This is a genomic window from Alkalicoccus luteus, from assembly GCF_012034335.1.
Classification (GTDB): domain Bacteria; phylum Bacillota; class Bacilli; order Bacillales; family Salisediminibacteriaceae; genus Alkalicoccus; species Alkalicoccus luteus_A.
Genome location: NZ_JAATHJ010000006.1, coordinates 15,876 through 36,009, shown reverse-complemented (window position 1 = coordinate 36,009; position 20,134 = coordinate 15,876). Strand labels below are relative to the sequence as shown.

The 20,134-nt window shown below is 51.4% G+C and carries 18 protein-coding genes and 1 pseudogene; 5 read left to right on the top strand and 14 right to left on the bottom strand.

From position 1 onward, the window contains the following. Positions 1–122 precede the first annotated feature (122 nt). Complete coding sequence (locus HCN83_RS05735) at positions 123–341, bottom strand: hypothetical protein (protein ID WP_168005380.1); 219 nt, start codon at positions 339–341, stop codon at positions 123–125. A 122-nt stretch (positions 342–463) separates the two neighbouring features. Here HCN83_RS05735 and HCN83_RS05730 point away from each other — a divergent pair, with 122 nt between their 5' ends. Further along, positions 464–1,351 (top strand): sulfurtransferase, encoded by an 888-nt coding sequence (locus tag HCN83_RS05730; protein WP_168005378.1) that lies wholly within the window; start codon positions 464–466, stop codon positions 1,349–1,351. A gap of 43 nt (positions 1,352–1,394) precedes the next feature. Here the strand turns inward: HCN83_RS05730 and HCN83_RS05725 are convergent, their stop codons facing one another. Further along, a complete protein-coding gene (locus HCN83_RS05725) occupies positions 1,395–1,760 on the bottom strand; it encodes a DUF4870 domain-containing protein (protein WP_168005377.1) in 366 nt (121 codons plus the stop codon). 153 nt (positions 1,761–1,913) lie between these two features. Then, a complete protein-coding gene (locus tag HCN83_RS05720) occupies positions 1,914–2,183 on the bottom strand; it encodes a hypothetical protein (protein WP_168005376.1) in 270 nt (89 codons plus the stop codon). 425 nt (positions 2,184–2,608) lie between these two features. On the opposite strand from HCN83_RS05720, the gene yyaC reads away from it, so the two are divergent. From yyaC to HCN83_RS05705, 3 genes are all read left to right on the top strand, one after another. After that, on the top strand, positions 2,609–3,235 hold the full coding sequence (yyaC, locus tag HCN83_RS05715) for a spore protease YyaC (protein WP_168005375.1): 627 nt from the start codon (positions 2,609–2,611) through the stop codon (positions 3,233–3,235). 252 nt (positions 3,236–3,487) lie between these two features. Next, complete coding sequence (locus HCN83_RS05710) at positions 3,488–3,826, top strand: DNA primase (protein ID WP_168005341.1); 339 nt, start codon at positions 3,488–3,490, stop codon at positions 3,824–3,826. Between the two features lie 205 nt (positions 3,827–4,031). Continuing rightward, complete coding sequence (locus tag HCN83_RS05705) at positions 4,032–6,128, top strand: ATP-dependent Clp protease ATP-binding subunit (RefSeq protein WP_168005374.1); 2,097 nt, start codon at positions 4,032–4,034, stop codon at positions 6,126–6,128. Between the two features lie 348 nt (positions 6,129–6,476). Here the strand turns inward: HCN83_RS05705 and HCN83_RS05700 are convergent, their stop codons facing one another. From HCN83_RS05700 to HCN83_RS18730, 6 genes and pseudogenes are all read right to left on the bottom strand, one after another. Further along, positions 6,477–8,081, bottom strand: a complete 1,605-nt coding sequence (locus tag HCN83_RS05700; protein ID WP_168005373.1) for a hypothetical protein — start codon at positions 8,079–8,081, stop codon at positions 6,477–6,479. Positions 8,082–8,141: 60 nt separating this feature from the next. Next, on the bottom strand, positions 8,142–8,738 hold the full coding sequence (locus HCN83_RS05695; protein ID WP_168005372.1) for a YusW family protein: 597 nt from the start codon (positions 8,736–8,738) through the stop codon (positions 8,142–8,144). A 312-nt stretch (positions 8,739–9,050) separates the two neighbouring features. Next, entirely contained in the window at positions 9,051–11,138 is a 2,088-nt protein-coding gene (locus tag HCN83_RS05690; RefSeq protein ID WP_168005370.1) for a glycoside hydrolase family 3 protein, read from the bottom strand. Positions 11,139–11,140: 2 nt separating this feature from the next. Next, positions 11,141–12,454 carry a serine hydrolase domain-containing protein gene (locus HCN83_RS05685; RefSeq protein WP_168005368.1) on the bottom strand — a complete coding sequence of 438 codons (1,314 nt, stop codon included), beginning with the start codon at positions 12,452–12,454 and terminating at the stop codon, positions 11,141–11,143. Positions 12,455–12,513: 59 nt separating this feature from the next. Further along, positions 12,514–13,834, bottom strand: a pseudogene (locus HCN83_RS05680) (exo-beta-N-acetylmuramidase NamZ family protein). A gap of 294 nt (positions 13,835–14,128) precedes the next feature. Beyond that, a complete protein-coding gene (locus HCN83_RS18730; protein WP_168005367.1) occupies positions 14,129–14,896 on the bottom strand; it encodes an STAS domain-containing protein in 768 nt (255 codons plus the stop codon). A gap of 220 nt (positions 14,897–15,116) precedes the next feature. Between HCN83_RS18730 and HCN83_RS05670 the strand changes: the two genes are divergently transcribed. Then, entirely contained in the window at positions 15,117–15,806 is a 690-nt protein-coding gene (locus tag HCN83_RS05670) for a helix-turn-helix transcriptional regulator (RefSeq protein ID WP_168005366.1), read from the top strand. Here the strand turns inward: HCN83_RS05670 and HCN83_RS05665 are convergent. From HCN83_RS05665 to HCN83_RS05645, 5 genes are all read right to left on the bottom strand, one after another. Beyond that, positions 15,803–16,486, bottom strand: coding sequence for a hypothetical protein (locus HCN83_RS05665; RefSeq protein WP_168005365.1), 684 nt, complete (start codon positions 16,484–16,486; stop codon positions 15,803–15,805). The two genes, HCN83_RS05670 and HCN83_RS05665, sit on opposite strands and share 4 nt — an antisense overlap. Before the next feature lie 135 nt (positions 16,487–16,621). Continuing rightward, positions 16,622–17,782, bottom strand: coding sequence for a flagellin (locus tag HCN83_RS05660; RefSeq protein ID WP_168005364.1), 1,161 nt, complete (start codon positions 17,780–17,782; stop codon positions 16,622–16,624). 168 nt (positions 17,783–17,950) lie between these two features. Then, positions 17,951–18,163, bottom strand: a complete 213-nt coding sequence (locus HCN83_RS05655; RefSeq protein ID WP_168005363.1) for a carbon storage regulator — start codon at positions 18,161–18,163, stop codon at positions 17,951–17,953. A gap of 139 nt (positions 18,164–18,302) precedes the next feature. Then, entirely contained in the window at positions 18,303–18,449 is a 147-nt protein-coding gene (locus HCN83_RS18840; protein ID WP_425483591.1) for a carbon storage regulator, read from the bottom strand. Positions 18,450–18,701: 252 nt separating this feature from the next. Further along, positions 18,702–20,075, bottom strand: a complete 1,374-nt coding sequence (locus tag HCN83_RS05645; RefSeq protein ID WP_168005361.1) for a hypothetical protein — start codon at positions 20,073–20,075, stop codon at positions 18,702–18,704. Between the last annotated feature and the right edge of the window lie 59 nt (positions 20,076–20,134).

The window sequence follows — 20,134 nt, the reverse complement described above, 5'->3', positions numbered from 1 at the left end:
GTTGACCGCCATCTTCTATAAAAAAAACAGAACACGAAGCCTCTTTCCGGCGCCGTCTTCTGTTTTCCCTGCTTGTGTTTCTATCGGTTTCCTCCACGAAACGTTGACCATCTGCGGACGATTCAATGAATAGTCCCGGTTGCACCTTCCACCATTTGCTCATAAGCCGCCAGCGCCTGATTAAACTCCTGCTGCAGTTCCTGCCGCTCTGCTGATGTAACGGAAACTGCCGCTTGTTCAGCGAGACAGCGCATGTACAACAGCATCTGCTCCAACTGTTCATACTGGCGGTCCAGACGCTTTACTTCTTCAAGCTGCATCTCGAGCATTTCTTTTTCCACAGCTATCTCCCCTCTCCCTCCTTCCTCGTATCGGCGCTGATCGCCTTCTCGTTAAGACTCAGGACCAATTTAAGGAAAAAACCACGGAAATCATGGTACGATCAGACAAAGGAGTTGATCAGATGACATTTTACCATCCGATTGTAACGACCGACTGGCTGCTCGAGCATCTGGATGATGACAACGTCCGCATACTCGATGCGAGCGTTCTGGCAGAAGAAACGCCGGATGAATTCCGCATTCATCCCGGTGCCGACGCGTATCAGGAGGAGCATATTCCCGGCGCATTTTTCGCCGATCTTCTGACTGTATTCTCCGACACGAAAGCCTCTGTGCCACTGACGGCTGTCAGTCACGAAACATTTGTCACACTGGCCCGTGGACTCGGGATTCACGATGATACGACCGTTGTGATTTACGACCGCGGACCGCTCGTGAATGCGTCGTTTACCGCTTCCGACTGGGCCTCGAGGCTCTGGTGGCAGTTCCGGCTGGCCGGCCACGAAGACGTGTACGTTCTTGCAGGCGGCCTGCCGCAGTGGAAAAAGCAGGCCGGACCACTTACCGATGAGATTCCGCTTGCTGCTGCCGGCACATTTACCGGATCCCATCGTCCGGAGCTGCTCGCTGATATTAACGACGTCAGACGGGCGATGCACGATGACCAGACCGTTATCATGAACTGTCTGTCGCTGGAGGATTTCCGTGGGGAGTCCGGCCGCTATCCGCGTAAAGGTCACATCCCGGGAAGCACTCACGTGTTTTTTGGGGACTTAAGCCGTGAAGACGGGACATTGCCGCTCCCGGAACGACTGCACGAACAGTTCCGGGAATCTGGCGTGCTCGATGCGGATAAGCGCGTGATCACATATTGCGGCGGCGGTGTAGCCGCGACATGGAACGCACTCGTGCTTACTTCACTCGGCCGTGAACCTGCCGTATACGACGGTTCGCTGATGGAATGGACGAGTGATGACGCCAATCCGCTGACACTGCCGGAAGACAGCTGAATGTAAAAAGAAGCCGTCCGGCGAATTCGGACGGCTTTCATGATTACTGCCCTTGTGCGGACATTTTATCTACTTGTTCACGAGCAAATTTGCCGGCCCACGGAAACTCATACCATTCGCCTTTATACGCCTTCACCATACAAAGGATCCAAATCACAAGCCCGACCGGTGCAAGCAGCGGTGCCAAAATCCAGCCAATAATCGGAATAAAGCTTAAGACGGTATTCAAAATGAGAAATGCAACGGAAATGACAATCGACTGCATCGCATGAAAACGGATAAATTTATTATCCTTCTCAAGAAACAAAAAGATCAGACCAGTGATAAACCCGAGCACGTAACTGAGCGTTGCGGCTGTGTTCTGCGTTAGGCCGGAGCTGCTGACGGGAGGCGAATTTTTCTCGGACATGATCGATCCCTCCAACTAATTGTTTTCGGTGCAAGTCGTGTTGCTACTTGTATTTTATCATAAAACGAACAGCGCTGTCATTTATATTTTGACTATTCAGATAATAATAAATTGGTGAAGAAGAGGTGCTGCCACCTCTTCTCGCTGACAGGGCTAAACCCGGACGTCTACGACACCGCCAAGATACGGCTGCACGCTGCGAAGCTGCTCATCCACCTGCTGCTGAAGCAAGTGACGCTGCTGCTCCCGCGCCGCCTCATCCTCGCGGCTGCTGCCGGCTTCCGCAGGCAGTTCTGCCCCGTCCACCGGGAGAACCGACCGTTCTTCCCCTGCCTTGTCTAAAAGCTGATGCTGCTGTATGGATTCTACCTGCTGCTGCGTCTGAAGCTGATTGACGGCAAGCGACATTCTCCCTACATCCAACATAAGCCCTCCTTTCGCGGACAATTGTCCGTGCGGCTGAACCGCATCTTTATCATACTAAAGATGTTCATCAAAAAGAATACAAGGATAGACCTGTTTCTGTAAAAAGCGGAACGAAGGCATTTGCTGATTCTTTAAAACGAACGCTTGCTGCTTTCTTTTCAGATTCGGCGTTTTCTTTTCTGCAGAAAAGGTATGTAACAGGTACGCACACAATTAATCGGAAGACGGATTTTCTGCCGCAGTTTACCACCATAGACCTACTATCAGGCGCCGCATATACAGAGATCACGCCGGAAGCTGCTTCCAGACCGGCAGGCGTAATTGCTTCACTTCATTTTTCTCCGCAGAAAAGACTTGATTATTTTCACCTGTGCGTTATAATGAACTAAATCATATTCTTTATAACGAACGGAGGAGTACGAATGAGCGAACATCTGCACAGGGAACAAATGCGCTATTTATGGGATTCACCGACTGCGCTCCGGGAAATGACGGATTTTCTGATCCGCCGGCTTGCCGGAAGCACAAGGCCTGTCGTTCTCGTTTGCATCGGAACGGACCGTTCCACAGGAGACTCGCTCGGTCCGCTCACGGGAACGCTGCTGAAAGAGCGATACTTAAAGCAAATGAACGTCTACGGCACACTCGATGAGCCGGTCCATGCCAAAAACCTGCACGGCGTCATTGCCGAGATTGAAGCAGACTACGATGACCCGTTTATCATCGCCGTTGATGCCTGTCTTGGCCGCCGTCAAAATGTAGGAACGGTCGTTGTCGGCGACGGTCCGCTTTATCCCGGTTCGGCGCTGAGCAGAGAGCTGCCGCCTGTCGGCAACATGCACATCACCGGAATCGTAAATGTCGCCGGCTTTATGGAGCTGTCAGTGCTGCAAAATACGCGGCTGCATACGGTGATGAACATCGCAAAGCTGATCGCCTCTGCGATTAAGTATACCGACTGGAAGCTTCACCGGGAAAACGAAGCAATCCACGAGGCACATACGAATGTCGTCTTGTTTAAGCGAAACGAAAAAACAGCCGAGGTGTAACAAACGGCTGCAGTATCAAAAGCTCGATGAAGCCCGGATCATTCTGTCATCATTGCAGAATCATCGCGGGCTTTTTTCATTGTTGATAATCATATAGATAACGCTACCGCTTAATCGCATAACACCATGCCGTGCCCTGCCAAAATGTGAAAAACTATGAGAAAGAACCGACATATGTTTAACGAATCCGTGAGAGTGAAATAGCCTGTCGTAAGAGCTATCATTACTTATTACTAGGAGGATGTATTATTTATGAAAAAATCACTTAAACTTACAGCAGCAACAGGCATGATCGCAGCAGGGGTACTCGCAGGCTGCGGAAACGATGTCGACAACGGAATCGACAACAACGGTGACGGACTGAACAACAACGGTACAGAAGAAAACGCAGATATCGATAACGATGCTGGAAACGACAACGCAATGAATGATGATGACGATGATGACGACGACATGATGAACGACGACGATGATGATGACGACGACATGATGAACGACGATGACGATGATGACGACGATATGATGAACGACGACGACGATGATGACGACGATATGATGAACGACGATGACGATGATGACGACGATATGTAATCAGCTTTAATAACCTGAGCGTGCCGGAATTTCCGGCACGCTTTTTCGTTGTATGCTGCGACTGTCAAGGCCCGACACCTGCTGTTTTAAAAATAAATCCATCAATTATAAACAAAACACTTGAAAGTCAAAGATAGTCAAACTATAATATAGTCAAAGATAGTCAAAGTCAGACTTTGATTACATCAGAAGGAGGTTATCTATTATGAAATGCCAACACTGCCAACAGCGAGAAGCTGCCATTCATGTGAGATTACAGCATAACGAAAACGTTCAGGATATGCGCCTTTGCCACGTTTGCTTTCAGGAGCTGAGGTCCCGGGCTCCTCAGTCACCGAACATGAGCGGAGGTTTTTCCGGCGGCGGCCCAGACGCCGGATTCCAGGCGCCTCCGGAAGCACCCGCAAAAGATCAAGGTGTCCTCGATGAGCTCGGAACGAACGTCACCGATGCTGCCCGCGCTGGCTTGATTGACCCGGTGATCGGCCGGGATCAGGAAGTAAAGCGAGTCGCAGAAATTTTAAACCGCCGCACGAAAAATAATCCGGTGCTGATCGGTGAGCCAGGAGTCGGTAAAACGGCTGTTGCCGAAGGTCTCGCGTTAAAAATTGCTTCCGGCGACGTGCCGGCTAAGCTGAAAAACAAGCAGGTGTACCTGCTCGACATGGCATCGCTAGTAGCTGACACCGGCATCCGCGGTCAGTTTGAAGAGCGAATGAAGCAGCTGATCAATGAAGTGCAGGAACGTCAGGATGTGCTCCTGTTTATTGATGAAATTCATCAGGTTGCCGGAGCAGGCAAAGCTGAAGGGTCCATGGATGCCGGAAACATCTTAAAACCGGCCCTCGCCCGCGGCGGCCTGCAGGTTATTGGAGCCACAACGTTGAAAGAATACCGTCAAATTGAGAAAGACGGTGCGCTAGAGCGCCGTTTTCAGCCGGTGATGGTCAACGAGCCGTCGCTGGAGGAAGCACTGACCATTTTAGAAGGGTTAAAAGAAAAATACGAGGATTACCACGCCGTTTCTTTCACGGATGAGGCACTGCAGGCGTGTGTGAAGCTGTCCGACCGGTACATTCAGGACCGCTTCCTTCCGGACAAAGCAATCGACCTCATGGACGAGGCCGGCGCAAGAACGAACCTGCAAAACGGAGGCATGACGCTCAGTGAAGCCGAAGAACGACTTACCGAGCTTGCAGCTGAAAAGGAAAAAGCATTGAAAAAAGAAGATTATGAAACGGCTGCCAAACTCCGTGATGAAGAGGAAAGTCTTGAAAAACAAGTGAAGCAGGCCGAGCCGGATGTCAAAACAGCGATCAACGCTGATGTGATTCAGCATATTATCGAGGAGAAAACCGGCATTCCAGTCGGTAAACTGCAGAATAACGAAGCGTCCAAAATGAAGCATTTGGCCGAATCGTTAAGCGGAAGCGTCATCGGCCAGGAAGAAGCAGTGCAGCAGGTCGCAAAAGCCGTTCGCCGCTCACGGGCGGGTCTTAAATCCAAGCACCGGCCGATCGGTTCGTTTCTGTTCGTCGGTCCGACCGGTGTCGGAAAGACCGAGCTGACAAAAACCTTGGCAAAAGAAATGTTCGGCACGAAAGAAGCGATGCACCGCCTTGATATGAGCGAGTATATGGAGAAGCACGCCGTTTCCAAGCTGATCGGTTCTCCCCCGGGCTACGTCGGCCACGAAGAAGCAGGTCAGCTGACCGAAAAAGTGCGTCGCAATCCGTATTCAATCATTTTGCTCGACGAGATTGAAAAGGCGCAACCGGACGTGCAGCATATGTTCCTGCAGATCATGGAAGACGGTCGTCTCACCGACAGCCAGGGACGTACCGTCAGCTTTAAGGATACCGTGATCATCATGACGAGCAACGCCGGAACGGGTGCTTCCCAGCAGGAGCCGATCGGCTTCGGGGAAAGCGACTCTGTCCGCGAGCAGAACCTCATGGAAAAGCTGTCCGGCTACTTCAAGCCGGAGTTCCTGAACCGGTTTGACGCGATCATTTCGTTCAACCATCTGGAGCAGGAGCACCTCGTGTCGATCGTTGATCTGATGATCAGCGAGCTGAACGAAACGCTCGCCGATCAGGAGCTGACGCTGACGATCAGCGGGGAAGCCAAACGAAAGCTTGCGGAGATGGGCTACAACCGCGCATTCGGCGCACGCCCGCTTCGCAGAACGATTCAGCACGAAGTCGAAGACCGCATCACCGATCTGATTTTGGATCACGACGATCTGACAAAGATCCGCGTCGATGTGAAAGACGATGCGATCACCGTCGTAAAAGCATAGCAAAACGCCCCGGGTTAATATCGAACCCGGGGCGTTTCTGTGTGATTACTTCTTTCGCTGATCAGACCAGCCGGGACTTTTCGTTTCAGCCACCGACCTCCCGCGAGAAGCCCTGACCGGCTTCACTCGCGCGTACAGGTGGCAGGTTCAGTCGATTGTCCGGTTTGCCCTGTGACACGTTACAATTGCAAGGTCTTAAGTTATTTTATCTGCTAAGTTGTTTCAATCATTTTAACCGCTCGCTATTGTGTTAGAAGAAACAGCTTCCAGCAGCTTCACATACACAAAAACCGTCTACAGCCTGAACCCGGGATGTTTTGATGCGCAAAAGTCCGTTACAAGCTGCTTTTACTGCGTTCCGTTGTGCATCTGCTTCAGCAGGCCTAAAAAACTGGAGACACTGTGCTGCGTAAAGTCATTGCGAATTTCGTAGCTGCCGAGACTCGTGTGCACCGCTCCGATGCAGAGCGGCTTATAGTCATAGAACATTACGCTCTCACGTCTATACTGCATGCGCAGCTGAAACAGGATGCCGGCCTTCGCTGCCTCTATGCAGCGCCGCTGCATGTCCGTATCTCCAACGCGTTCGGCGAGTGCTGCCAGTGCGGATAAGCCTTCGCTGCGGCAGGCAGTCGGCGTGGAACGAGGGGTCCCTTTCATGTCATAGGATCCGTGCCACTCCGGGACTTCGGTTTTTTCCAGCCGCTGTGCGTCCATGATCGCTTCGCCGATAAAATAGGCGTGGTCCACGTACATTTGCTTTGGGCGCAGCGGATACAGGTCATTTAACGCATAGAGCAGCCAGTGATCGTGCGGAATCGACTGTTTGTCCGCGTCACGATCGCGGTCGTTGATTAAGTAATGCGCTTCGTCTTCTGCTGCATCGAGCCAACGCTCATCGCCGTCATGATGATAAAGGCGCACCAGGCCAAGAATCGCTTCTCCCGGATAGTAGTCCGACGTAAACGGCGAGGTCTTCCCTGACTTAAAGGACATTTTATGAATGGCAAATTTCTTCGTTTCATCCTGCGTCGCGAGCATCCATTCTGCCAGCCCCTGCATAACAGGAAGGAACTGTTTGTCTCCTGTCACATCGATATACTGGCTTAACGCGAGCAGCGCAAGACTGTGCCCGCCCAGCTTGATTTCGTCTTTATGAACGAGTGCCATCACGCTTCGTCCGTTTACGGTCACCGGCTCCATGTGCCGGACGAGAAAGCGCACCGCTTTTTCTGCGTGCCGGAGAACGTCCGCTTCATTCGTATGGGCATATGTCTGCAGCATCGCATAAACGGTCCCCGCGTGCCGCAGCATGTTGTAGGCGGTTGATACCTCGTTCGTCACCGGATTAAACGCGTAGACGAACTGTCCCTGGCTGCTCACCGCGTGCTGAAAGTAATGAGTCGCAGCCGTTCTCACTGCGTCTTCCAGCACCGATTCAGTCAGCTCTTCATGCGTTCTTCTGCCGCGAAACAGCGGGCGCACACCTTCTTCGCCGCCGTACCACGCATCTGTTTCAAACACGTGTACGTGAAGCCACTCTTCTGTAACAAGCTCTTTATATGTATGCCAGTCATCAGCCCGGCCGTGCCGTGGCAGCGCATGGAGCAGCGCCTCGCGGTTCAGCTTTCCTTTGACGATCATGCCATAGGCCTCCACTTCATCCGGAAGAAAATACAGCTCCTCACCGATCAGCAGACCGTGCTTTCTCGGTGTATAGGCAATTTTCGTTTTAGACACAGAGGTAAGCGCCTGAGCCCCGGAAGCAGGCTTCACGTTTTTAACAACGTCGATCCTCATCGCTTCGGCTTCTGCCGCTTCTTGGTACGCTTGTCCGCGGAACGGCTGCACGCTTGCCCGTCCCGATCCATGATCAGCTGACACGAGGACGACCGTTTTGTCCTGAATTGCTGCCTCTTCCTGTACGACTTGCTTCAGCTTCTCCCAGCTCACAAAACCCGCTCCTTCTCTACGCAGAAATACCGGTCCGGGATGCCCGGACCGGCTGCTCAATTACTCTTCGTCTTCTACTTCCAGTTCTTCATCATCAAAAAACTCAATCTCCACTTCAAACTCCTCGTAGCCTTCTTCAATACCAAATGCGTTCATGACTTGATCCATAACCTCATCGTCCGAGCTGTCTGCATCGAGATCAAGCTCTGTCAGCGGACCTTCCAGCTCTTCCAGCGCGCCTTCCCCGGTCAGGCTCAGCTCGTCACCGTCACGGCTGTCTTCGATCTGCGCTTCCGGATTTCCGTCGTTATATTCGTACTCGGCTTCATACTCCTGATCACCGTAGTCGACATCGAGATCAAATTCATAGAAATTCAGATCCTCGTACCACTCTCCGGATGCTTCCTCGTCGCCTTCTTCCTCTTCATCTTCCACATCACCGTCTACGTCGTTATTCCCCTCACCAACGAAGTCGTTCTCGTTTTCTTCATCATCTTCTGTTTCCGTCTGGCTTTGCGGGCTGTTGTCATCGGTCTGACCCGTATTCGTCGCATCCATTTCGTTTTCTGAAATGTCGAGTCCGTTATTATCTTCTCCGCATGCACTCAATACGAGGGCTGCGGCTAGTGTCCCTGTTGTCAGCAATGTCTTTTTCATGATGATGTCCTCCTCCAAAAAACTAAGTCACAGTCATTATTTCCTGAAAGAGGGAATTGTAAACATATGACCCAGGTCGAAGGATAAAGCACCAGTCATTCGTTACATGTCTCAGTTATTCATGGATCATCTTTTCTCTGTTCTTGCAGCCTGCCCTTTCGTACGATACATGGTTTCTCTTCTTTATCAAAGATGCATCGCAGCACTTACAGTCTCACAACCAGTATTATCAACCGTTTTTTCACTGATATGATTTGTATGAAAAAAGATAAAAACCACGGCCGAGGGGGTATCGACCGTGGTTTTTCGTGCTTATTCGAAAGAAATGCCGCTTCCATATTCAAACAGCGTGCCGCCATCCGGATCCGGAATCGTCACCGGCAAGGTGCCCGTTGGATTTTCTTCGCCAAACAGAACGGCTGCGGTTGCCCGGAAGCTCGCGTCACGGAAGCCGTACTGAGCGAGATACGCATCGACGTCCGGGTAGGCCATGATGTCATACGGGTTTCGAATGGCAACGGCCGCAACATCGTCCTTCATGTCCATCACCTCAGCGTACATCTGCATCACCGCATTGTCTGCGCTTCGCTGTGCGACGGTCGCTGTGGTGGAGCCGATCACGACGTGGTCTGCCGCTTCAATCGTGCTGCGCTGATCATCTGTCAGGCTGCTTTGCCCGGAAAGGTTCACTGCATCGATATGCTGATGATGCTCGCCGACAGCTGAAACGAGGCTGTTCAAGTAGGTCGTTCCGACGACGGCAATGCGCTCTTCTGCATCAGGTGTGAGCGGCAGCACGTCATCGTTTTTCAGCATCGTCACCGCATCATCGGCGATCGTCTGCTCAACAGCCAGATGAGAGTCCTGTCCGATCGTATCCAGTGCGCCCTGTTTTCCTTCTGCCGGGTCTTGCGGGGATTCCTGCTTGAAAATACCGCGCTCGACCTTCAGCGTCAGAATACGCTCAACGGATTCATCCAGCTCCGCTTCTGAAATGTCACCACCGTCGACTGCATCAAGCACACCGTCGACAACTTCTTCCAGTCCGACCGGCATGAGAATGATGTCTGCACCGGCATCAATCGCACGAATCGCGGCATCCACCGGGCCGAAGTGATCCGTGATCGCATTCATGTTCATCGCATCGGTCATGACAACACCGTCATAGCCGAGCTCGTCGCGCATCAGGTCCGTCAGTACGGTACGGGAAAGGGTCGCCGGAATGGAGATTTCCGTTCCGTCCTTTTCGGAAATCGCTTTGCTTCCATCAATTTGCGGGAAGGTGACGTGTGCCGTCATCACCGCATCCAGTCCGGCATCCATCGCCTGCTGGAACGGGTACAGCTCAACATCCATGAGCCTGTCCAGATCGTGCGGCACTTCCGGCAGACCGAGATGCGAATCAACCGCGGTATCGCCGTGTCCCGGGAAATGCTTGGCCGTCGCTGCAATACCGTTCTGCTGCAGGCCGTTAATATAAGAGACGCCCATGTCCGCTACAAGCTGCGGATCTTCCCCGAAGGACCGCACGCCGATGACGGGGTTATCCGGGTTGTTGTTCACGTCCACAACCGGCGCGAGGTTCGTGTTAATGCCGAGTGACGACAGCTCCGCACCGATGACGTCCCCTGCTGCTTCTGAAAGCTCCAGATTCCGGGTTGCGCCGAGCGCCATATTGCCCGGCAAGTCCGTGCCTGTCTGCAGCCGGGTGACGATACCGCCTTCCTGGTCAATCGTCACGAGCATGCCGAATTTTTCCGCTGCTTCCTGGTAGTCATGAACGAGCTGGTACGTCTGCTCGGTTTCCACGACGTTTTCCGCAAATAAAATCACGCCGCCTAAATGATAGTCTTCCACGAGCTGCTCAATTTCCGGCAGCATTTCCGTTACTTCCTGACCGTCGTAGTGGCGGAAGTCCGGCATCATCATCTGCCCGACTTTTTCTTCAAGCGTCATGCCTTCAACTGCCCCGTCCACGATGTCGTAGCGCTCACCAGACTGCGGCACAAGCTGAGCTTCGACAGGCGGCGGTCCGCCCCCGTCGCGTGCGTCCGGATTCGGCTTATAGTCCACCGCGATCCGGTCGGTATGCTCTCCGTCCGACACCGAAATAAACGTACGTCCGCGCTGGCCGGTCATCTCAACGACGCCGTTATCGTCAACGGTTGCCACATTCTCATTCGTCGAGCTCCATTCGAGTCCCTCTGAACGTTCCGTGAAATGTCCGTCCTCATGCACAGCGAGCGCCCGAAGGTCCAGTCCTTCCTCCAGATCGGTCTCTACACCCGGTACGTTTTGATACAAAATCAAGTCCCCGTCTGATTCCTGTGCCACAGCAGCAGGCGCTGCGTGTGTGAGAAGCATCGTACCTGCCAGTACGGAAAGTGCTGCTTTTTTCATCGCTATTCTCCTCCCCTTCTGTTTGCTGGATGTGCGTTGATCGAGTCGCTCACGGCATTCATCAGTCCGAGCCGCCACGGATTAATTGACCCGCCGTCACGTGTCGGATGCACGCGGTTCGTCAGTAAAATCGCGATCGTATTCGTTTTCGGATCAATCACGAATGATGTGCCGGTAAAGCCTGTATGACCTGCCGCTGTTGGGGCAAATTCCCCCATAAACCAGTCCCGGTTGACGTTAAAGCCGAAGCCCTGCTCCAAATCGCCGCCGGTTTGATCCGTCAGCATCTCGCGGACCGTGTCCGCTTCCAGAATCCGCTCTCCGTCATACACACCGCCGTTTAACAGTGTCTGTAAAAAGACGGCAAGGTCACTCGTCGTACTGAACAGACCGGCGTGGCCGACTGCCCCGCCGAGTGAATAGGCGTTTTCATCGTGCACGCTTCCCCAGACGAGTCCGCGATCCAGTGCCGGCTGCGGCTCTGTTGCGGCAATCCGCTCCTGCAGCGCTGCCGGCGGATTAAACATCGTATCCTCCATGCCGAGCGGCTCAAAAATCGCTTCTTCCATGTACGTATCGAGCGTGTCACCAGACACCGCTTCGATTACCTGACCGAGCAGAATCATGTTCAGATCGCTGTAAATGTACGCCTCACCCGGCTCCTCCTCCGGTGCTGTGTCATAAATCGCGTCCCATCTCGCCTGCTCGTCTTCTAAAAAGGCAAGCGGGATCCAGGCCGGAAGCCCGCTCGTGTGCGTCAGCAGCTGGCGGATTGTAAACGCCTCCTCCACTTCCGGAATGTAGTCGGCTACATGATCATCAAGCGCGAGCTCACCTGCTTCGATCAGCTGCACCGCAGCAGTGGAGGTGAACGTTTTCGTAAGTGAAGCGAGATCATAGATCGTATCGGTCTCTGCTGCAATTCGCTCTGCTTCCGGCAGAAGCGCTGACTCCGCATCGTAGCGGAGCGCTTCCCCGTATGCGTCATGCTTGACGATCGTTCCTTCCTTCGCAACGAGGGCGACAGCACCAGGAAAGAATCCTTCGGCGATGCCTGCTTCCAGCCCCTCATCCATCTGTTCAAGCACTCGCGGGTCCATCTGCACGCGCTGCGCTGGTCCTTCCTGCAGCGTGACGGACGGTCGGCCTGCTCGTTCCCAGGCCGGCACCCAGTCCGGGGCGTTCGCCTGCTCCGGCAGACCGTCCAGCTGGCTCTCTTCCGTGAGCTCCGGCTCCATCGACGGCGTAAGCTCCGCTGCTCCTGCCACGGATCCCGCTGCCAGCAGCGTAACGGCTGTGATCACTGTTTTCTTCATCGCGCTCCTCCTCAATGAACAACGGCAGACTTTCATCGAAAGCCCGCCGTCATTTCAGCTTAGTTCCCGTGTCCCGGCGGGTTATTTCCGCGACCAGGGTGATCCGGGCTTCCCGGCGATCGTCCCGGTGCGTCGTTTGATTCATAGAGCAGGTAGTCCGCACGCACATCCATGAAGTCGTCCAGCTCATCCTGCCACTTCGCAATGATCTCGTCGGCCGGCACGCCGTTTAAGAGATCCTCCCGCACGTAGCTGTTGCCGATCAGGTTATCAAAGAAGTTCGTTCCGAGGAATTCAAACTCATCCGGGTACAGCTCGAGCATCGTCTGCACGATATGAAGTCCCGTTTCCACCGGCTGGAACGCATCGCGGTCGTCAATATGAATCTGGACGCCGTTTGAGAGCGTGCCCTGATGCTTCGATATCGTCGGCGTAAACGATGCCGCCCGGAACGTCACACCCGGAAGTTCCAGTGCATTCAACTCCGCCGCGAGCTCCGTTGAGTTCACAAACGGGGCACCGAGCAGCTCAAACGGCTTTGTCGTGCCGCGCCCTTCTGACGCATTCGTCCCTTCAATCAGTGCCGCTCCCGGATAGACAAGTGCGGTATCCAGTGTCGGCATGTTCGGTGACTGAAGCACCCAGTGCAGCGGCGTATCGTCGTAGTACATCCAGCGCTCCCAGCCTTCCATCTCGACGACAGATAAATCAGCGTTAATATCGAACTCTTCATTGAAGAAGTAAGCAAGCTCCCCGCTCGTCATTCCGTGCCGGAGCGGAATCGGGTACAGCCCGACGAACGATTCAAAATCAGGGTCGAGCACCGGTCCTTCGACTGCCTCCCCGTTGATCGGATTCGGCCGGTCGAGCACGACAACCGGAATGTCATATTCCTCTGCCGCTTCCATCACGTAGGCCATCGTATAAATGTACGTATAAAATCGCGTCCCGACGTCCTGAATGTCATAGAGCAGTACGTCCACATCTTCCAGCATCTCTTCGGTCGGCTGTCTCGTCTCACCATACAGGCTGTAAACCGGGAGACCCGTCTGTTCATCGATGTAGGACTCGACGTATTCACCAGCCTGGGCATCGCCGCGGATGCCGTGCTCCGGACCGTACAGTGCGGTCAGCTCCACTTCCGGATGCTCAAACAGCACGTCGACGATGTTGTTCAGCTCCTGATCGACACCGGTCGGATTCGTAATCAGTCCAACATTTTTTTCCTTCCACAAGCTCCAGCTCTTCCTCCATCAGCACGTCCACACCGAGCTTAAAGTCGTCGCCTTTGTCCGGTGCGTTTCCCGGACTCGCGCCGGCAGTCGTCATCACGGATGCCACCAGTGCCGCAGACAGTAAAATCGAAACCTTCTTTTTCATCGTAACCCCTCCTCCGTTTAATTAAGCGCTTACAAATAACTTGCTTCTAAAATAAAATTTTACAACTATTTATAATTTTCAATCTATCATTTTAAATTTTACCTGACCACCCTTTCTCACACGTTTTATAGGAATGAACTATGTAAAAAATCCCAGATCCCTTCTTTCCGCTTACGAGCCCCTCACTGGTATGGTTCGTTCGCCTGCTGTCTGCGAGTCTTCAAAACAGGACAGATTCAGATACTTTTTTCCGCAGTAAAAAACCGCCCGATCGAAATCGGACGGCCGTGTTTCTTATTTATAGACGCTTTGCGACGCCATAATTTGTTCCAGCGCCTGGTGGGTCGTCTGGTACGTTTTTAAATCCTGATCGAGCGCGCGGAAAGACATCGCAAGAGACGGTCCGATGCCGACAACGAGACATTCGGTGCCGATCAGCTGCAGGCATTCGCACAGCTGGCGGATTCCGGACGCAAGCGTTTCATCAAACGTGTGAATCCCGGACAGCGCAACGATCACGTAATCCGTCTCGGAATCGGTGCACGCTTCCAGCACCGCCGAAACGAGACGGTTGCTGCGCTCCTCGGTCATGCTGCCGACCATCGGCACAGCGATCGTGTTTTCCCAGACGTGCATGATCGGAACAGACAAATCCTCGAGCATTTTCTCACGCTCCGCATCCCGTTCTGCAGTGCGCGTCACGTCCTGGAGCATGACGACGTACCCTTCAATCGGGGCATCCTTCGCCTGAATCGCTGTGATGACAATGTCGGTTACAATCTGGTCCTTGATCGTAATGCGGGTCCGGTGGCCTTTCTCAAGTGACGCCATGATCCGCTGCTGATGCTCCGGCTTCTCATGAAAGTGATTCATCTGCATGCCGATCAAATCTTCGGCACTCTCATATCCGTAAAGCAAGGCGATTTCATTAAACAGCTTCACCGCCTCGGTATTCATCCAGTTGATCCTGTAGTCTGTATCTGCAATTAAAATATTTTCCCCAATGCTGTCGATTGCATTCAGTAACGTTATCTGGTCCGGAAGATTTCCGATTGCGGGCACGTTGATCACTCTTTCTGATTGTTTTCATCATCATATCATATTCATCACTTTCAAAAAGGGAGTTAGGACCGATTTTTCATGAATAATCTATTAAACGAAGACCTATTTCAAAAGTATCAATCTTTCTATTATCGGAATATTTTACGAATATTACATAGATATTACAAATTGAATATGATACATATATAAATAGACACAATTCGAAAAGGCAGGTTTGTTTATGACGATGCTGACCGAAAAAGACGTTGCAATTTTGCACGCCCCCCAGGCAACATCCGAGAAAATGAAGCAGATCCGCTTTCCGGAACCGATTTCCTGCTCGTTTTTAACGAGCTTTGACCCAAAAGAAGCCGCACGTTTTGACCACATTTTCGTCTATCACCCGCGCGCTGCGCGCATGCTGGAGCTCTTTCCGGAAGAATCGTCCACTATCATGAACGATCTTGAGCCGGTCATCCTCACCGATGAAGCGCATCTGGCAGGAGCGCGGACGCTGCTCGACTACCCGATCAAAGGGCTTCTGTCGGTCGAATCGATGAGCGAAAGCCCGGAGCTGTATTTGCAGCAGCTCGAGGAATACGATTTTATCGCCGATCCCGGCCTCAGCTTTGAGATAGCCGAGCATAACTTTCAATATAAATTTTCACAGCGCCCGATCGACTCGTTTGAATTGAACCACGAGCAGATCCCTGAATCAGTCACGAAGCAGGAGCGCCTTGTGCTCTACTACTTGATTAACGGCTACTCCACCCAGAAAACCGCCGATGAGATGCACTACTCGCTGAAAACGATCAAGCGCTACATCGGCAATCTGATGCGCAAAACGGGCTGCACCGAGCGTACGAGCTGCATCGTCTACGCGATTCGCCACCATTGGGTGACGAGCGTTCACCGCCTGCCGGAGCGCTAGCGCACCGACGACGTCAGCAGGAGCGTAACCCAGCCTTTATCCGCACGGCGGGTATCCAGCAACAGCAGGCCGCCGTCGTTCTCCAGCCGGCGGTCTGCAGACCCGTCCAGCTCCTCCCAGTCGCTCTCGGCAAGCTCTTCCACAGGAAGCTGCACAACAATCGTGTACACGTCCCCTGTATGGGAGCGAACGTATACATCCACGTCCTCATAGGCATGATGCACCGCGCTCACGATCAGCTCCTGACCAGGCGGTTGAAAATCGTGATGCAGCGTCTGCGACTCCGCAACGCCAAGCGCATCAATGAGCAAAGCCTCCGGCATACCCGCGTAAAGAACCGCTCCATTTACTTCAACCTCAAACCGTTCGTCCGCTTCCCTCACCAAAACCTCTGCATCCCACTCGTCGCTTTCCGCAAGCAGCTGATCCGGCTCACGCTCCGCAGCGATCTGTGACTCCGGTTCCTCAGCTGGAACCTCGTCATCGATGTCCGTTTCAAATGATGACAGCGGTTCTTCTATGTCTATTTCCACTTCAGCATCGAGCTCATCGTTCGCCAGCGCTTCCTCCGGATCACCGTACACCCGCTCCAGAAACTGCGGCATAAACCACACATTAAACCCGAGCAGCACAACGACCGCACCAAGCATCACGTACCGCTTTTTCTGACGACTCTTCATCAAACCGACTCCCCCTGCGTAAAAATAACTATGTATATTTTACTACAACAACCAGCTAATAGCGAGTTAAACAAGGACTTTCGAAAGTCAAAAAACAAAAAAGACCCATCCCGAAGGACAGGTCGTGAGAAGGTATTAACCAAGAAGCTGAAGTACAGCTTGTGGCTGCTGGTTAGCTTGCGCCAGCATAGATTGGGAAGCCTGAGAGAGAATGTTGGCACGTGTCATTTCCATCATTTCTTGCGCCATATCCACGTCACGAATACGAGATTCCGCAGCGGAGAGGTTTTCGGATGCATTATTTAGGTTAGAAATTGTGTGATCTAAGCGGTTTTGAGTAGCTCCAAGCTTGGAGCGTTCTGCTGAAACAGTTTCAATCGCATTGTTGATTGTTGTGATTGCGGCGTTAGCTGCTTCCTGTGTAGAAACGTTAATTCCCTTTGAAGCGTCTTCAGTGCCCGCTGCAACTGTGGCAGGTGTAGCTACGACTGTAGCAGGATCTGTACCAGTAGCTCCTCCTTCAACAGCACTTACTGCTCCCGTAGCATTCAATGCTGAAATAACATCATTTTTTGTTGCTGTGATAGCTCCTGCATCAGTACCGTCCCCTGCGGCTTGACCAAGAGTTACTGTAATTGTATTAGCTTCTGCATCAAATACAGCAGTTGTCTCTCTAGCAGCACCGTTAGCTTCCGTATCTGCAGTAGTATAATTTATAGTAATCTCATTCTCAGTAAGGTTCTGAACATCAAATCCATCAACCGCTACTACTGCCCCAGGTTCTGTGCCGATAACACCTAGCGCAGTTGCGCTCATATCATTAATGCCTAACGATATATTCTGGTTCGCATTAGCACCAATCTGAAACTTAGCCTGAAAGTCCCCACCCAATAGATTCTGCGTGTTAAATTCAGTATTACCAGAAATACGGCTGATTTCCTGAGCCAATTGATCTACTTCTTTTTGAATTTCCTCCCGGTCTTTTTCTACGTTAGTATCGTTTGCAGATTGAACTGCAAGCTCACGCATCCGCTGTAAGATACTGTGAGTTTCGTCAAGCGCTCCTTCTGCAGTCTGAATTAAGGAGATACCATCTTGTGCGTTTCGGCTAGCCTGATCCAATCCATTAATCTGCGCACGCATCTTTTCAGAAATCGCTAGGCCTGCTGCGTCGTCACCCGCTCTGTTAATACGAAGCCCTGAAGCAAGCTTTTCCATTGAGTTTTGCATTGCGTTCTGGTTCATTCCAAGTTGACGATGAGTGTTTAAAGCTGAAATGTTGTTGTTGATAATCATGATTACATGACCTCCGTGTAATAGTTTTTTTGGCATACATCCGTTTATACCATCCGCGACTGAGTAACAATCAACTTTTCTGCTCTAATCTTTTTGAACGAGCAGAGGAAGGGACAGAACATTTACCATTCTGCATCTTCCTCCGCTCGTCCTTGAGCATTCGTATTTTTATGCTTGAAGCTGTTGAGTTGGATCCTGCTGCGCGGCTAGAAATGCAGCAGTCTGTTGCTGCTCTTCGTATACTTCTCCGCGGGTGATGCTCATATGTCGAGGTGCGTCGATGGCTAGTCTCAGCTGACCGCCGGCACCTCGTACGACTTTAACCGTAATTTCCTCATTGATAACGACGTATTCTCCAGGCTTTCTTCCTAATACCAGCATGTTATACCCTCCTTGGCATGTAAAAAACAAAAAACGAGCAGACTAAGAAACCGTCCACTGCATCCTGCAGCGCGTTTCGCTTGTCTGCTCGTCCTGAGCTTTTTTTATTCGATTCTTTTCCTGCTAAAAACACCATTTACTAACCGATCTGCTTCGTGTCTTGGCGCTTAATGGCGATTTCTTTTGGCGCGTCAAACGCCAGTCGTAACTGCCCTTGTTTGCCTTGAACGACCCGCAGAGTGACGTTGTCACCCACTACAATGCAGTCTCCTGCTTTACATTGCATTACGAGCACGGGACAGCTCCTCCTTCCGTGGAAGATAACGAACAGCTTGACACAGGAAAAGCTGGTACGAAAAAGACGAGATACGAATGAACATCCATTGCCTCCTGCAATAAATAACACACGAAACTCGTCCTGAGTTTACCGTCTTTTGAGGTTTTACTGTTCTGATGTATATATCGGCGCTATACTCCGACTGTTTAGCCTTTTATCAAAAATTAAAAATAATTATTTCTCTGCTCTATATTCTTTAGTTTATTGCACATTTTTCTGCATCCATTTGATTACCTTCGCCTGATCCAGCCTGCCTTTGCCATTCTTTGTTCTACTCAGCCGGATAAAGTGATAGCTCCCCTGCTCTTTTCTACAGTAGATTCGTCCCGTGTCGCCAAATCGGTACTCGGGAATCGTTCCACCACTCACCTGTACTGGATTTTTCCTGATCGAAGAAACTGTTAGCTTATTCTCATGCACTAGCCCGGCAATCACACCTTCTGCTTTTAATCGGTCAGATGCCGTTAGCGCATAAAAATCTTGAAAGAATTCTTCACGAAAAACTGCCCGCTTATAGAGTTCGCGAAATCGAATTTCATATTCATTTCGAAGAATGATCAGCTTTTCTTTATCCTCCGGTGACACTTCGGTTTTCTCTGCCTCTTTTACCGCAATTGTTTCCTGCGCCTGTTCCAACTCTGCTTTGGCATTTTGCAGCTCCATATCAGCGACAACCAACTTTTGAGCAAACGTTACCTCTATCTGCTTCAACCTTGCTTCTGCCTCCTGTTTATCAACAACTATTTGTTCCATCTCTTTCAAATATCGAAGCATTTCTGCTTCCTTCTCAAGCGTAAGCTGGTATAGTTTTTCTCGATCGTTTTGCAGTGTCGTAACCTCGAGCTTAGCTTGTTCATAAGCTTCTTTCGTATTAGCAAGCTGATGCTTTTCTTCGCAATACTTTTGTTTGTATTCATGAAACTGGCTGTTTAATTTCCCAAGCGCCTGAAGCTTTCGCTGAAACTCTTTTTTCAGGTGATCCAGCTCCTGCTGATTAAGAGAAACCTCTCGTTCCAGCTCTGATACTCGAATTTGTTTTTCTATGAGGAGTTCGGATGAAGGCTCTTGCTTCAACGCTTCTACCTCAATCAGTAACGAGTTCTTTTCCTCTATGAGCTGAGTCGTTCGGGCATCTAGTTCTTGATACTGCTCGCGATACGTATCACGCTCTTTCGCTGTAGTCAGCTGTTCAGCTTGGACCTGCTCCATCTTTATCTCGAACAGGTTAAGCTTTGCTTCCAATTGTTCCAAATCCAACTCTGCCTGATGCAGCTCATTGACCTTATGGGAAAGCTCATCGCTTATAGCTGCATACTGCTTAGAGGATGATTCTGCAGTAAGCTGACTTAGTTTTTCATGAAGCTCAAGAATTTCATGTTGCTTCAACTCGATAAACATCGTCAGCTCATGACGATCCTGCACGTACAGCTCAAACTCCGCTTTTGTCTCCTGCAGTAAGCGAAGCGCTTTGGATAAATAAAAATCCGTCTCATCAACCAGCTTCGAAAACCACCGCTGAGCAGTCGACAGCATTTTATGTAGGATCTTTTTCCCCTGGGATTTCACTTCGTGCATGCACTCACCTCCAAATCAAAATCAAAAAAGAGGCCCGGCCTAAGCCAGAGCCTCCCGTT